At 47.9% G+C, this 14,086-nt stretch carries 13 protein-coding genes; 9 read left to right on the top strand and 4 right to left on the bottom strand.

What is annotated here, in order from left to right:
- Positions 1-149: 149 nt before the first annotated feature.
- From CWB98_RS09345 to CWB98_RS09325, 5 genes are all read left to right on the top strand, one after another.
- The gene (locus tag CWB98_RS09345) at positions 150-872 is read left to right on the top strand and encodes a methylamine utilization protein (protein WP_249364651.1); all 723 of its coding nucleotides are present in this window, start codon (positions 150-152) and stop codon (positions 870-872) included.
- Positions 862-3,177 (top strand): putative bifunctional diguanylate cyclase/phosphodiesterase, encoded by a 2,316-nt coding sequence (locus tag CWB98_RS09340; protein ID WP_138544623.1) that lies wholly within the window; start codon positions 862-864, stop codon positions 3,175-3,177. The genes CWB98_RS09345 and CWB98_RS09340 overlap by 11 nt, the downstream gene beginning before the upstream one ends.
- Positions 3,164-4,006: a DUF3034 family protein gene (locus CWB98_RS09335; RefSeq protein ID WP_249364650.1), complete on the top strand. Its 843-nt coding sequence runs from the start codon at positions 3,164-3,166 to the stop codon at positions 4,004-4,006. The genes CWB98_RS09340 and CWB98_RS09335 overlap by 14 nt, the downstream gene beginning before the upstream one ends.
- Before the next feature lie 30 nt (positions 4,007-4,036).
- Positions 4,037-4,468, top strand: a complete 432-nt coding sequence (locus CWB98_RS09330; RefSeq protein WP_138544655.1) for a group I truncated hemoglobin — start codon at positions 4,037-4,039, stop codon at positions 4,466-4,468.
- Positions 4,469-4,675: 207 nt separating this feature from the next.
- Positions 4,676-5,401: a hypothetical protein gene (locus tag CWB98_RS09325; RefSeq protein ID WP_054014335.1), complete on the top strand. Its 726-nt coding sequence runs from the start codon at positions 4,676-4,678 to the stop codon at positions 5,399-5,401.
- Positions 5,402-5,797: 396 nt separating this feature from the next.
- Here the strand turns inward: CWB98_RS09325 and CWB98_RS09320 are convergent, their stop codons facing one another.
- From CWB98_RS09320 to CWB98_RS09310, 3 genes are all read right to left on the bottom strand, one after another.
- Positions 5,798-6,637, bottom strand: a complete 840-nt coding sequence (locus CWB98_RS09320) for a glycosyltransferase family 8 protein (protein WP_138544622.1) — start codon at positions 6,635-6,637, stop codon at positions 5,798-5,800.
- Positions 6,638-7,022: 385 nt separating this feature from the next.
- Positions 7,023-7,763 carry a glycosyltransferase family 25 protein gene (locus tag CWB98_RS09315; protein ID WP_138544621.1) on the bottom strand — a complete coding sequence of 247 codons (741 nt, stop codon included), beginning with the start codon at positions 7,761-7,763 and terminating at the stop codon, positions 7,023-7,025.
- Positions 7,764-7,812: 49 nt separating this feature from the next.
- Positions 7,813-8,817, bottom strand: a complete 1,005-nt coding sequence (locus tag CWB98_RS09310) for a glycosyltransferase family 9 protein (protein ID WP_138544620.1) — start codon at positions 8,815-8,817, stop codon at positions 7,813-7,815.
- A gap of 95 nt (positions 8,818-8,912) precedes the next feature.
- Here CWB98_RS09310 and CWB98_RS09305 point away from each other — a divergent pair, with 95 nt between their 5' ends.
- Complete coding sequence (locus tag CWB98_RS09305; protein WP_138544619.1) at positions 8,913-9,743, top strand: sulfurtransferase; 831 nt, start codon at positions 8,913-8,915, stop codon at positions 9,741-9,743.
- 3 nt (positions 9,744-9,746) lie between these two features.
- Here CWB98_RS09305 and CWB98_RS09300 read toward each other — a convergent pair whose 3' ends face one another.
- Positions 9,747-10,928: an ROK family transcriptional regulator gene (locus tag CWB98_RS09300; RefSeq protein WP_138544618.1), complete on the bottom strand. Its 1,182-nt coding sequence runs from the start codon at positions 10,926-10,928 to the stop codon at positions 9,747-9,749.
- 296 nt (positions 10,929-11,224) lie between these two features.
- Between CWB98_RS09300 and CWB98_RS09295 the strand changes: the two genes are divergently transcribed.
- The 3 genes from CWB98_RS09295 to CWB98_RS09285 are packed head-to-tail and all read left to right on the top strand — an operon-like array spanning position 11,225 to position 14,053.
- Positions 11,225-12,310 (top strand): substrate-binding domain-containing protein, encoded by a 1,086-nt coding sequence (locus CWB98_RS09295; protein ID WP_249364648.1) that lies wholly within the window; start codon positions 11,225-11,227, stop codon positions 12,308-12,310.
- Positions 12,311-12,318: 8 nt separating this feature from the next.
- Positions 12,319-13,287: an ABC transporter permease gene (locus CWB98_RS09290; RefSeq protein WP_046005381.1), complete on the top strand. Its 969-nt coding sequence runs from the start codon at positions 12,319-12,321 to the stop codon at positions 13,285-13,287.
- Positions 13,280-14,053: an ATP-binding cassette domain-containing protein gene (locus tag CWB98_RS09285; RefSeq protein ID WP_138544617.1), complete on the top strand. Its 774-nt coding sequence runs from the start codon at positions 13,280-13,282 to the stop codon at positions 14,051-14,053. Before CWB98_RS09290 ends, CWB98_RS09285 begins: the two co-directional genes overlap by 8 nt.
- The last annotated feature ends 33 nt before the right edge of the window (positions 14,054-14,086 follow it).

Below are 14,086 nucleotides of genomic sequence, written 5' to 3'. Positions count from 1 at the left end.
ATTTACGCCTTATCTGAACGCGAATTCGTGTTAGTCCTTGCTTTTCTTTTCAGCGTCACTTTTACTTAAGGGTATGCAAGTGGCTCAGGCAAATATCCATGAACGTCAGCGGGCATAACCCGGTAAGGATCGCACTAGGGCGTCTGAATATGATCAGACGAGCCGTGGGAGGAGTATGGGCTGCATCCAGCATGGCCCTGTTTGGTTGCGGTGCTGCAGTTTTTATGACTAGCCTTGTCTATGCAGCCGATAATAGTTCCAGTAGCGATTCCGGTAACGGGTCCGGTAACGGGTCCGGTAACGGGTACGCCCTTCAATTGCGCGACCAGCATGGTGCTCCATTGCCTGATGTAGTCGTTGAGGTTATCGCCCCTTTACGCACAGGCTCAGTGCAGCAGGTGGCGGTGATGGATCAGATTGATAAGCAGTTTCAGCCTCGGCTGCTCACTATAATGCAAGGTCAGGCGGTCAGCTTTCCAAACAGCGATGATATTCGCCATCATGTTTATTCCTTCTCTGATACTAAACGGTTTGAACTCAAATTGTATGCCGGTACCCCCATTCAACCGATACGATTTGAACAATCTGGTGTCGTTGTTTTAGGATGTAATATTCACGATTCAATGGTGGGCTATATCTATGTTTCTAAATCAAAAGATGTGCTTACTACTAATCAGCTTGGGAGTGTGCAAATACCCGCATACGCCCAGCAAGTGGCCATTTGGCACGCACTGCAAACACGAGATATCGACACTCGCAGGATAGTGACGGTGACAGAATTACAACAATCCGGGTCTGTTATTGTAGAGACACAGACTCCGGCACCCAGAAACACATTCTCGGAGATGTTTAAGGAGCATCATGGGCACTAGTTTTAAAAATCGCATTATCGCACTGTGCGTCGGGTTGGTGCTGTTAACAGCCATAGCCAGCTTGGCCAGTTTTTGGTGGTCTACCAGCCAGTTTAATGAACGCAAAGTGCAGCAGGATATTCAGGTAGCACAAAATGTCTATCAGCAATACCTGAGTGCAAAAGAACGCTTATTGGTCACCGCTGCGACTGTGTTGACGCAGGATTTTGGCTTTAAGCAGGCCGTTGCAACCCGGGATGCACCTACCATTGAAAGTGTGCTATTTAATCACAGCCAGCGTATAGATGCTGACTTGATGCTGTTGCTGGATGTCAGAGGGCAGTTGATCTCCGCCAATCAGGCAGAAATCGAGTTGGCCGAAGACTTGCGTCCGCTGCTCAGAGAGCTGCTCAATCACACTGAACAATCGGCCTTTGTGAGCCTCGACAAACAGCTATATCAAGCCATTATTCTTCCGGTTAAGGCACCCAGAACGATAGCCTTCGCCATCGTTGGTTTCGCGGTAGATACAGAGGTTGCCAGGCAGCTGCGTGAACTGACTGGCATGGAGATGAGTTTTATCGGCCATGGTGAGCAGATCAAGGCCAGTTCTTTGCGTTTACCGGACTCTCAGGATCTGTTTGCGTATTTACACGAGCAAAAAATCACCCGGTGGCTGAGTGAGTTTCCGGTTTATATCAATGCTGAAGTGGCGTTGCCTGCGCTCAGTTCTTCGCCAGTGAGTTTGGTACTGAGTGCCGATATGACCAAAGACTACCAGGAATTTGATCAGCTGGTGCTGACCATCATACTGTCGTCGTGTGTGACTATGCTGTTTGGCTTTGTTGCCAGTGGCTTTTTGGCCCGCAACCTGGCAACGCCCTTACAACAGTTAACAGTGATGGCGCGCCGTTTTGCGTTGGGAGATTATGAAGCAACAGTACATGAGTCTCGCCCCACCAAAGAGATCTGCCAGCTGGTGGATGCCTTTCATGAAATGGGCGATGACATTCAGGCGCGGGAAAAGCAAATTCGCTATCAGGCCAGCCATGACGGTCTGACGCGTTTTTATAACCGGGCTGCGGCCATGGAGAAACTCACTCGATTGTTAAAGGATGGCCGGGTGTATTACCTGTTGGTGGTGGATATTAAAGGGCTCAGGCACATCAACGATAAACTGGGACCGCGCGTTGGTGATAGCTGCATTCAGGCTGTCGCACAGCGCATTGAGCAGATAGGTGCCAGTTTTGAAGGACTCAATGCCCGCTTGGGAGGCGATGAGTTTTTAACTGTGCTGGCAGCCAAAGAAGACAGCTCTATGGAGGGTTGTGTTGCGGGATTTTTGAGTGCGCTTAACCAGCCTTATCAGGTGCAAAAACTGGAAATCAACCTGCGTTTTAGCGTAGGCGTCGTGCATTACCCCGAGCAGGCAGACGATCCGGAAGATCTGGTGCGACGGGCGCTGATTGCAGCTGACAATGCCGCTCAGCAGGGCAATAACTCAGTCTATTTCTATCAGACAGGCGAAGACGAAGCCTACCTGGAACGCCTGCTGATCATTGATGAACTAAAAGCCGCATTGCAAAGTGATGATGGCCAGCTGTTTATGACCTATCAGCCTAAGCTGAACATGCACAGTCAGCAGGTCGATAAGGTTGAATCACTGATCCGCTGGCAACGGCGCAATGGAGAATGGGTCTCGCCCGAGTTCTTTATAGATCTGGCTGAGCAGTCCGGCTTGATTGTCGAGCTGACTCAGTGGGTGCTTAAAACCGTAGTGTCTCAGGTGGCTAATTGGGTTGAGCAAGGCATCACTATGAAAGCGGCCATCAATGTGTCGGCGCAGGATATTGCCGATCCCGACTTTGTGCCTCACCTGGAAGCCATGTTAGACCGCTATCAGATATCCCCTGCGCTGATCACCATAGAGCTGACAGAGCGGGATATGATAGAGAATGAAGAAAAAGGCATAGCGGCGCTTAAAGTACTCAAAGAAATAGGCGTACATATATCTTTGGATGATTACGGGGTAGGACAAACCTCACTGGGCCGATTAAAAATGCTGCCTATTGATGAGCTTAAGCTGGATAAAGTGTTTATTCTGAAACTTGCTGAAACCCATCAGGATCAATGTATTGTACGCTCCACGATTAGTCTCGGCCATCAGCTTGGTTTCTCTGTGGTGGCCGAAGGCGTGGAAGACAAAGCCTCTTTGGAGCTGCTTAAAGAAATGGGCTGTGACTACGCACAGGGTTACTATCTGAGTAAGCCATTAAAAGCGGATCTACTGACGCAATGGCTTGGCCAGTATCATGAAGCTGGCTGAGCCATGGCGGCTTGCGCTTGCCTGGTGTGGATTGTGTTTGAGTGCGCACAGTATTGCGGGGTCAGGTAAGCTACTGGCCACACCCGGTGTTTCTCAGGTAGAAGGAAGCGCTGGGGGTGGCATTGTGCCCTGGGCTCAACTGGCAGGTTATGCCAGCGAAGATCAGTGGAGTCTGGGGGGATTTTGCAGCCGCGCCAGCGTCGATGATTATCGCCTCGATGTGTGCGGTATTCAGGCCAACCTGTTTGACCGAGTCGAGCTGAGTTATGCCGAGCAAACCTTTGCGGTACCAGCACTCAATACCGATATAGAACAGTCGGTCAGCGGCGTTAAAGTACGCCTGTATGGGGATATTGTTTACAGTACCTGGCCACAGTTGAGCCTCGGTCTGCAACACAAGTCGTTAAAAGACGATGCGGTTGCCGCTTTACTGGGCGCGGAAGATGACAGCGGCACCGATATTTATCTGGCTGCCAGCAAGCTGCATCTGGGAGCGCTTGGCGGCTTTAATGCATTTTGGAATATCACGGCGCGTCATACCGAGGCCAATCAACTTGGTCTGCTGGGTTATGGTGGCCAGCAGGGCAGTGACCGCATATACCTTGAGGCCAGTACAGCCATTTTTCTTAGCCAGAACCTGGCTTTGGGTTATGAATACCGTGAAAAGCCCGACAACCTTGGATTGGGCGAGCAGCAGTGGCAGGATGTGTTTGTTGCCTGGTTTATCAATAAGCAGGTCAATATCACCGCAGCCTGGCTGGACTTGGGCAGCATTGCGGGTCAGGCGGACCAAACCGGTTGGTATGTTTCGATCACCGGATACTTTTAAGGGGTAAGGGTGAATAATAAAGCACAGCACATGACCCGTAACCTTGCAGCCAGCGTGATAGTCTTGCTAGCTTGTATCTGGCTGGGAGGCTGCCAGTCCGGTGCCCGACCGACTCTGTATCAACAAATTGGTGGTGAGGCTGGTCTGGAGCGGTTGGTTGATCTATTTATTCAGGAAATAGGTCGGGATAAAGCCATTCTGGCTTACTTTGCCAAGGCCAATGTAAGCCACTTTCGTCAGGGGTTTATTACTCACCTGTGCGATACGTTGGATGGCCCCTGCGACTATCAGGGCGACTCTATGGTGCAGATCCATACCGGTATGCAGATCACCGAAGCCGACTTTAATCGTGTGGTTGAGCTATTGATTAATGCCATGACAGAAGCGGGCATTGACCACACCACGCAAAACCAGATCCTCGTAAGACTGGTACCACTGCGTGGTGAGGTGATAAAGATTTGAACCCTAAACTCAACAGTTTTTGAGTGTAACATGATTGCAATGTGAGCACTTTAATCATCTAATTAACTGGTCTAACCTTGTGTACTTGCCTAGTTTATCGATACAATTTTTTACTTTAAATATTCATTTGATTTTTATATTTTTTGCGTATCATTTACATGTCTCTGCAAGGGGACACTAATATTCAATTTTGAAAAGGAATGTAAAATGAAATGTATATCCATCAAACTCGGACTGATTGCGGCTTCTCTATTTTCAGGTGCAGCAGCACATGCAGCAGATTATCAATACCGTGTACACCACTGGAAACAAGGTGAAGGTCAAGTTAGCCTTGGCTCTTCAAGAGATCGAATTTGCTTTCTATCAAAGGTGCAGGGTAAGTTTGAGGGCTGGGGTGAGGCAGTTTGGGTAAAGGAAGTCGGTGCTACTTATTATCTCGGTGGTAAATCAAATCAGGATAATGTCGCGGCAATAGCTACTTGTGTTACTAACCCCAAAGGTAATTATGATGTTCAATATGACACCTGGTCTCAGGGTCAAAGTGATATTTACCTTGGTGACCGTAATAATGTGTGCTTTTTGACTGGTATGAGTGGTAAGTTCGAAGGGTGGGCCGAGTCAATAGGCATAAAAAACTATAGTTATGGTACGTACCTTGGAGGCACATCTAATCAACACAGTGTTGAAGCGCAAGCAGGGTGTGTTGCGCGCAGTTACCCTGACCTGAAGTCGTATACATGGAACCAAGGGGAATCGCAAAAAATCCTAGCATCTGCGAAAACACATGTTTGTTACCTGACAAAAATCTCAGGCAAATTTAAAGGTTCAGGTGAAGCTGTACAGGTTGTGCAGAATGGCGGATATTGGATACTAAGCGGCAAATCCCAGCAGCACAGTGTAACAGCTACGGCTACGTGTACAACCAAGATCTAAAGTACGATTGAATTACTATACCTACAGCGCGGTGTTATGGAAGTCCGCGCTTTAGGTATATGTACGAATGCCGAGTATGTAAATATTCGGCATTATTAGTCTGTTGAGAAAAAACACTTTAGTCATATTGCGATTGTATGATGCGAAGTGAACTTAAATAATTTGTTTTTTCTTAATAAATCTTTGTTTATAAAGTGTTTTTGTGTGATTTTAAGCTGAGCGATCACGCTTGCAGTTTTCAGTCCCGACTTATGAGTTCAGAGGTTTGTTTATTTGAATGAGTACCCAGAATTAAACTCGCTTACCTTCTTGAGTCCGAGAATGTGAAAGATACCTTAAGTTTCGCTTGAGTGACTTTTTTCTGTGTCTAATCGATACCAGCAAACTTACTATCTATTATCTAGGTACAAACCATTTGCAAAGCTGAGTCAAAAAGAAGTCTGGTAGGGGATACTTTTTGTGGATTTTTTCCAAATAGAGTGTCCACGCATGCTCCTTTAGTGCTTTAATTTCAATCTCATCTACTACGTCACTGTATAGCTGAGCGAAGTCCCGTATAAACTGGACATCTCGGCGACGGTTGTTCTTTGCATAACCTTTGCCTGCATAATGAATGAAATCTGCTTTCAGATAGTCTTCATGGCCAAACATATCCATGCGATTAAACGATTTATCTAGCGATTCGTGAGAAATGTTATGTTTATGCAAAGTATAGTTAAAGTAGCTCTGATCATAATGAGTGATTCTATTGCAGATCTCCTGCAAGTCGTCTAAGTCAGTTTTTTTGAAAAGTGGACACTGTTTTGAGGTGAGGATAATGCCAGCATTATAGTAGACAGGACGACTGTCCCGCTCTGGCCAGTTAACTTCTCCGAGCACACCTTGAATCATTGCAATATCAGGTGCTCGCTCTTGCTTAACTCCTTCGTTAAACCAATACGCTTTACTTGTATCAGGGTAAAGCTCAAAGACATCCCTTGCAGTAGGCGTGATTAACACATCAGCATCCACATACAGGACCCTGTCATATTCTTCAAGGAGTGCGCCAATTCTTAACTTTTCTGTCCAGGCCGGGCTGGCGTTATAAAGTGGGTTTTCAATCTTGATGGGATAGTGTAGCGAGTCAGACACGATCAGATCTGCACCTACCTTTTTAGCGTATATTTCAAAGCTCTTGATTGCAGCACGGTACATAGGGTTATCTCCTATGGCCAATGTAAATATTGCTTTTTTCAACTCTTCTCTCCTGTTGTTGATGTCGGTGCTGTTATATTGTATCTGTGTTTTGTACACGGTTGCCATTAGATACGAAAATGCGCATTTTGGAAATATCGTAACTCAATATCTCGACTCGGAGTCCTTTGGAATGGCAAAGGAGCAAAATAGTTCAGAAAAAGCAGTGAGATCAGGTATCACTATATATCCGACTTATTCATAGTCGTACTCATATCTGTGCCAAATTTTGATTCACCAGAAATATGCACTGTGCTGTGCGGTTTGGAATTAGCTCAGTTTACGAAGCCTTCAAGTTTAGCCGTTGTGGCCAAATAGAACTTAATTCGATTTTTATTTTTGATAATAAAAAGGCTGGACGCTCACTTGGTGAGCTATCCAGTCGATATCAGAGAATATCTTTTATTCTCGCAGAACGAGATTGGCGTTGTAGAAAAAGCTTAATCCGGTGTTTAGCATTGCGTACAAACGTACTTCGATTGGAATGCCTGCCCTGATTAACGTGTGCTATTTCACTTCCAAAACTGGTGTCTTCAGAAATTGGATAAGGTTTTATACCAACAATACGTAACTCCAGCTCCCCGTGAAATTGAAAATCAACATCTACAGGTCGGAAGAAGGGTTTCCGTCGCATTAGTTTCTTGGCACCTTCCTGGCTTATCAAGTATCCTTGAGCGCCATTTGGCACTTTTTTATAGTTGCCCAGGGTAAAGTGGTCACTCAGTTTTAGCGTATCAATAAATGGATTAGCCCGATTATCCGAAAGCTTGATCATATCCCAGTTTTTCAGTGCTGGGATTAAAGCTAGCAGCGGTGCCAGGCTATCTTCAATATGCAGGTCATCTTCCAGCACCAATGCATAAGGCAGTTGTTCATTAACAACTTTTTCATATACCCGGTAATGGCTGATATAACAGCCTATTTCACCGGGGGTTAAATGCCGATGGTAACGCTTTAAATTAGCAGCTGGATCGTACCATTCTGTGACTTCAGATTCTGAGAGTTGCTTACCATTGGTAGCAGGAAAACGAGTTGCATCCAACCCTACCTCTTTTAATCGAGTGTAGGTTGCCTGCCATCTGTCTTCGCAGCCATCCATATTGATAATAAAAATAGAAGGTTGCTTCATTGTGTTTACTACGAAATTACTCGGATGGTGTCATTTTAGTGTCAACTGCTCATTTGAACAGATTTAGGTAGCGTTCGGCAAGGTATTCGGGTTTTATTGCGCAAATAATCTCAGCTTCATCAAGACTCGTTGAGTGACTGGTGATAGCCTGACACTGGCTGGTTAAAGGCGCCACTAATGAAAAGGGAGAAGTGCCGAGGCCCACTAATGCCAACGTTGGTACATTGCATGCGGCTGCAATATGCATAGGGCCGGAGTCTATGGTGATCATTGTATCCATGGCTGCGATGATATCGACCAGCTCGCCCAGTGAGGTTTTACCGGCGAGATTAGTTGCGGTTATATTTTGTGCAGCAAGCAGCTGCAGCAACTCCTCGGTATCAGTATATTCACTGCTGTCGCCCAACAGGTAAAGATGGGTCGATGTCTGAGCAGCAATTTTCGCCAATGCATTTGCTGCAAGGTGAACCGGGTAGTGTCGTGTGGCTTTGTTCTTGCCACCAATATAAACCGCGGTTGCTTGAGGGGCACCATGCGTCAGCTCAATGTCATTTGCTTTAAGGCGGGGCAAAGAAAAGCTATCCAGTGGTTTGCCATGTGTGTCATTTACCAGGCGACAGTAGCGAAATATATAATGGTGACATTCATTGAGTTTGAGTGGATGAGAGAGCAAAGGCCTGCGACCATTCTGTGCATACCCAATTACATTACGGATCCCAGCCAACTTGGTTAATGCTGCATCTTTGAAAGAACCGCGTAACAACACTGCCATAGAAAATCGCAAAACTTTGAGTGTTTTGGCAAAGCTGTACAGACCAGTGCGTTCACGTGAGTGATATCGTGCATCTTCTATTAATTCAAAGTCATATCCTTCAGCCCTTTGAAGTACTTCGCGCATATATGGACGAATAAGTAAGTAAATCTTTTTTCCCGGATACAAGTCATTAAGCAACTCTATCGCGGGGAGCGAATTGATGGCGTCGCCAATAAAACGGGGCAGTATCACTAAGATGGGGCCACTGATGTTGCTAGGCTCTATGACTTTTTTAGGCATGGATTTTCTTGTTATGGGCACTAATCCAACCTAGTATAACCAAAGCTAATGAACAAAATCACCCCAGTCCTACAATTTTAAACAAAAGTTAGAACATGAAAAATATCAAAAGCTGTCACTGGTTACTGAAGAATCTGGAACATGTTGTGATACTCGATTGCGGTATGCTGAAAGTTGGTACGCAGGGCGTCTATCAGCCTGAAGGGATCATCGCTGGCGCACAACGATTTAACATCAGCCAGACGTTTAGTGACCCCAATGGCAGGTTTCCCAGCACTATGTGCAGTGCCGAGCAGTTTCAGCGAGAGGTAAGGTTGTTGGGTATCAACCAGCGGGATACCGTCGTTGTATATGATAACTTTGGTTTGTTTAGTGCAGCTCGTGCCTGGTGGATGTTTAAGGCCATGGGATTTGAGCAGGTTTATGTGTTGGATGGGGGGCTGGTCAAATGGCTGGAGCTGGGTTTACCCGTGGCACCACACTATGTGCAGAGCCCGCAGCCTGGAGATTTTATTGCGCAGCCTCAGACGGGGTATTTCATAGATAAACAAGCGGTACTGGCGGCAATAGATGACCCCAGTGTTTTATTACTGGATGCCCGCAGCCCGGCAAGATTTAGCGGTCAGGAAAGTGAGCCCAGAGCGGGGATGCGAAGCGGTCATATTCCGGGTAGTGCCAATGTGCATTATGCCAGCGTACTCGATGACAGCGGCCTGTTAAAGCCCAAAGCGCAGTTGCGAGCGTTGCTGAACGACGCCGGTGTGACCAACCAGGCCTTGCAGTTTAGTTGTGGTTCCGGGATCACGGCCTGTATTTTGGCCATGATTGCCGATGAATGTGGGTTTTATCCTTTGTCTGTTTATGACGCGTCCTGGAGTGAATGGGGGCAAGATTCGAGTGTACCGGTTGCGACACTTGCCCCTTGAGCACTAGTAAACCAGCTCCTGAAGCTCACTGGGCTCGCTGAGGACAGGAAAATACAAGGTTTGCATATTCTTGGCGCTGAGTGCGCTGTGTAGGGGCAGGGTAGCAACCCCTTTAAGTGCAATGTTTGCAACATCTGGGGTTTTGACCAGGCGTACCACCTGGCGCTCACCAAACTGCGCAATAGATGGGATAAACGGGCGCAGTTCTGACGTCAGTTTATCCAGCAGCCAGTCATTAATGTCTCCCCCTAAAATAATAGTCTGAGTATTTAATAACGACTCTATACTGTGAATGGCGATCCGCATTGGCTCAGCGGCTTGCTCAAGCCAGCGCTCTATCACCGGGTGTTCCTGTAGCTGGTGGTGCAGCTCTTCGGTGGAGCAGCCCGTGCGCCCCAGATGCTGCTTCAATGCATTAAGTGAGGCAAAGTCATTCAGACGGCCTAACTCTGCGGTATCGTCATCGGTTTCGGGTGTTACAAACAAGTCACCTAGGGCGCCCGTCAGGCCATTCTGTCCGAGCAATATCCGACGGTCGTACACCACGGCAGATTCAACCTGATTACCTAAATGTACATATACAAAGCTATCTAGCAGCCGGGCTTCGCCAAACAGCATCTGAAAGCTGGCGCAGGCGGATGCGGTGGTTTCGAGCGCCACCGGAACTGCCAGTGTATCGGCAAGCTGTTGTTGTAGTTGTCGATTGTGAGCAAAGATCTCGACGCCTTTAAGATGACTCAGTTGTACCGACAGTCCGCAGCCAAGCACCTGAGACTCGGTCAGGTTGGCCACCGTCAGCAGGGTATCAATCAGGTATTTGACTTTGTCGAGTGGTGTATCGTTTGTGTCCAGTCGGGTATGCAGCCGGTTTAGCAGTTCACCATTGAGGTAAAACAAGCCAACTTCCAGCTCATTATCGACAATCCGTACGGCCAGGGTATACGCCGCCTTCTTATTCAGAACCAGCATTTTTGAGGGTTTGCCTGCCCCTTCGGATTTCTTTATGCCGGTTTCTTCGACAAGCTGAACGCTCAGTAATTCTTCGACCATATTGGTAATGGTTTGTTTGGTCAATTGTGTATTACGGGCAATCTCTACGCGGGAGATCGGCCCCTGCGTGACAATCTGAGCGAGTACAAGACGCAAATTTATCGATTTATTTTGTTTTGCGTTGGAGCCTTTCAATGTGTTCGCCTTACTATTTGAATCTGATTACGGGGTTATAAACATCATACAACCCCTGTTAATGCGTCGTATGTACCTGCTTATACAACACATTATCCCTGAACTAAGCCGATCATCTTACTCGATCATGATGCTAAACCGAATAAAAAATAATTAGTCAAACTATTTGACATAAGCGGTTTGTTGGCTGAATATGACTATAAATACAACAAAACAGATCCTAAATGCCAGTATTAAAAAGGCAGTTAGGGCGTTCGCGGGTGCGAACTTTTAATAATCAACAGCAGGATCTACCTATGTCTACAGGAACTCAGATAAAGGGCCGTCGTAGCCGCGCGTGGCTGAGCGGGGTGTTCGCCGCTGCTGCACTGTGTGCAACATCGATGAGCTGGGCAACGCAAAGCATCGACTGGAGCAAAGCGGCAAAATCCAGTGATATTCACCTGAGCGAACAGCAGAGTCAGGCTATTAAATCAAAAGATTTGACTGCCGCATTGGTATGGCATGGTGCCAGCCCCTGGGTTGCCGCTGTATCACGCGGTGCACGTGCCGAATTTGAGAAGCTAGGCATTAAAGTGGTGGCAGCAACCGATGCCCAGTTTGATCCCGCCAAGCAAGTGGCGGATCTGGAAAATATTGCGGCTTTAAACCCCGACATCATTTTGTCACTGAGCGTCGACGGGGTGAGTACTAAACAAAGCTACGCGAAAGCCATTGAGCGGGGCACCAAACTCGTGCTGCTCAGCAACCCCATCCCCGGATTTGAGCAGGGCAAAGATTTTGTCGGTATCGTCACCGACGACATGTTTGGTATGGGCAAGGCAGCCGCTGACCTGATGGCGGACGCGCTGGATAGCAAAGGTAAAATAGGCATGATCTATCACGATGCCAGCTACTTTATCACCAATAATCGCGATAACGCGTTCCGTAAAGGGCTCAAAGCCTATCCTGAACTGGATGTGATCATCGAAAAGGGCTTTATCAAAGAGCACGAGACCAGCAATGTGGCTGCGGCCATGGTGTTACAACATCCTGAGCTGGAGGCGATTTATGTTTCCTGGGATGCCGCCGCCGAAGGCGTCGTCGAAGCTCTGCGCTCTTTGGGTCGGCGTGATATTAAAGTGATTACTCATGATTTAGGGGTCAATAATTTGCTGGATATGGCCATGAGCGGCAACGTGTACGGCACCATTTCTGACCGTCCATTTGATATCGGCCAGACTATGGCCAGACTGGGTGCAGCTTCAACGCTGGGGTTACCCGCACCACACTTTACTTTGGTGCCGTTTGATACGGTTAAGCGAGACAATATTGCTGAGATCTGGCAGCGGGCGTTTCAGTCGCCTGTACCCAGACTGCTGAATTTAGCGTTAAAACAATAAGGAATACCATGAGCGTTAATCAACTACCTTTGCAGCAGCTGAAGTTGCTGGCAGTGAAACGAGAGTTTTTTATCTACTATATATTCCTTGCAGTGATGTTGATTTTTGCCGTCGCACTGCATGATACGGGCTTTTTCAGCCTGACCAACTTTATGAACATTGTGCGCCAGACTGCCCCTATCACTGTCATGGCAGTGGGCTTGACCTTTGCACTGGCAGTGGGTCATATCGATCTGTCTATAGGCTCGGTTGTCGCTTTATCAGCCCTGGTTGGCGCTCTGTTATTACAACATGTGGGTATCCCGCTTGCCGTCCTGGGGGCGCTCAGTGTGGGTCTGATCGTGGGCCTGATCAACGGGTTGCTGATTGAGCGGTTACAGGTATCTTCTTTGTTGATCACTTTGGGCACTATGGGCGTGATCACGGGCCTGTCGCGTCAACTGACCAATCTTGAATCCGTACCTATCATAGATCAGACGTTCACTGCGTTTTTTGGTGCTGGTGAGCTGTTTGGTATTCCATCGCTATTTATCTGGACACTGGTGATCGCGGCTCTGGGTTATGTGGTGCTGACTAAATTAGCTTTTGGTAAGCACTTACTTGCAGTGGGGGGGAGCCCTAAAGCGGCACTGGCGATGGGGATTAAGGTGACTCAGGTGCGTATTTACGCTTTGGTTATCTCATCTATGGCTGCTGCGCTGGCGGGGCTCTTGTATGCCGGCCGCCTGCATGGTGCCCGTTACACTTTAGGTGAGGCGGATCTGTTGACCGTCATCGCCGCGGTGGCGATTGGCGGGACCAGCCTGTTTGGTGGTCGGGCCTGTATTATCGGTGCCATTCTGGGCTCCTGGTTGATGGGCATGATCAATAACGGTCTGATCTTGTCCGGGTTTTCTACAAATGAACAAATGATAGCCCGCGGCGCTATCCTGATTGTGGCAGTGGCAATTGGTGTCAAGGAGTTGAAAAATGGTTAGAAGTGCATTAGATCAAATCGCCCTCGAAGTCAGGGATGTACATAAGCGCTTTGGCGGCGTTCACGCCCTTAAAGGGGTCAGCTTTACCATTAATAAAGGCGAAGTGGTTGGCTTACTGGGTGACAATGGTGCCGGTAAATCGACTCTGGTGCGTTGTATCTCCGGGATCCACCCGCCGGATGAAGGCGCGATTTTGGTCAACGGCCAGCCGGTACATATAGACTCGCCGCTGGCTGCGCGTGAGACAGGGATAGAAACGGTATTTCAGGATCTGGCCATGGTGCCCGAGTTCGATATCACAGAGAACCTCTTTCTTAATCGCGAGATCCTGCACAAAAATCCGATCCTGCGCCGACTGGGCTGGCTGGACAAAAAAGCCATGGAGAAACGGGCGAAAAAAGCCCTGAACCGACTGAACAGCCGCATTCCAAGTTATCAGGAGCAGATCCACCGCTTGTCTGGTGGTCAGCGTCAGGCCGTGGCCATTGCCCGTGCCGTGAACTGGGGCGCTGATATTGTGATTATGGATGAGCCAACCGCTGCTCTGGGGGTGGAGCAAAGTGCCCAGGTCAATGAACTGATCAATGTGATCAGTTCGCAGGGCGTAGCAGTACTGCTGATAAGCCACAACATGCAGCATGTTGTCGAAACCTGCGACCGTGCAGTGGTGCTTTATCAGGGTCAGTCGGTGGCGGATGTATCTGTCAGCGATGTGACCAAAGAAGATCTGGTCGGGTTGATCACTGGCGCCAAATCTGCGGCTTAACTTTTATCAGTCCTGTATGCGTTTTATCAATTG

It is taken from the genome of Pseudoalteromonas rubra, assembly GCF_005887115.1.
GTDB classification, from domain to species: Bacteria; Pseudomonadota; Gammaproteobacteria; order Enterobacterales; family Alteromonadaceae; genus Pseudoalteromonas; species Pseudoalteromonas rubra_F.
Note: the sequence above shows the minus strand (reverse complement) of the source record. Positions and strands in the feature narration are given on the sequence as shown.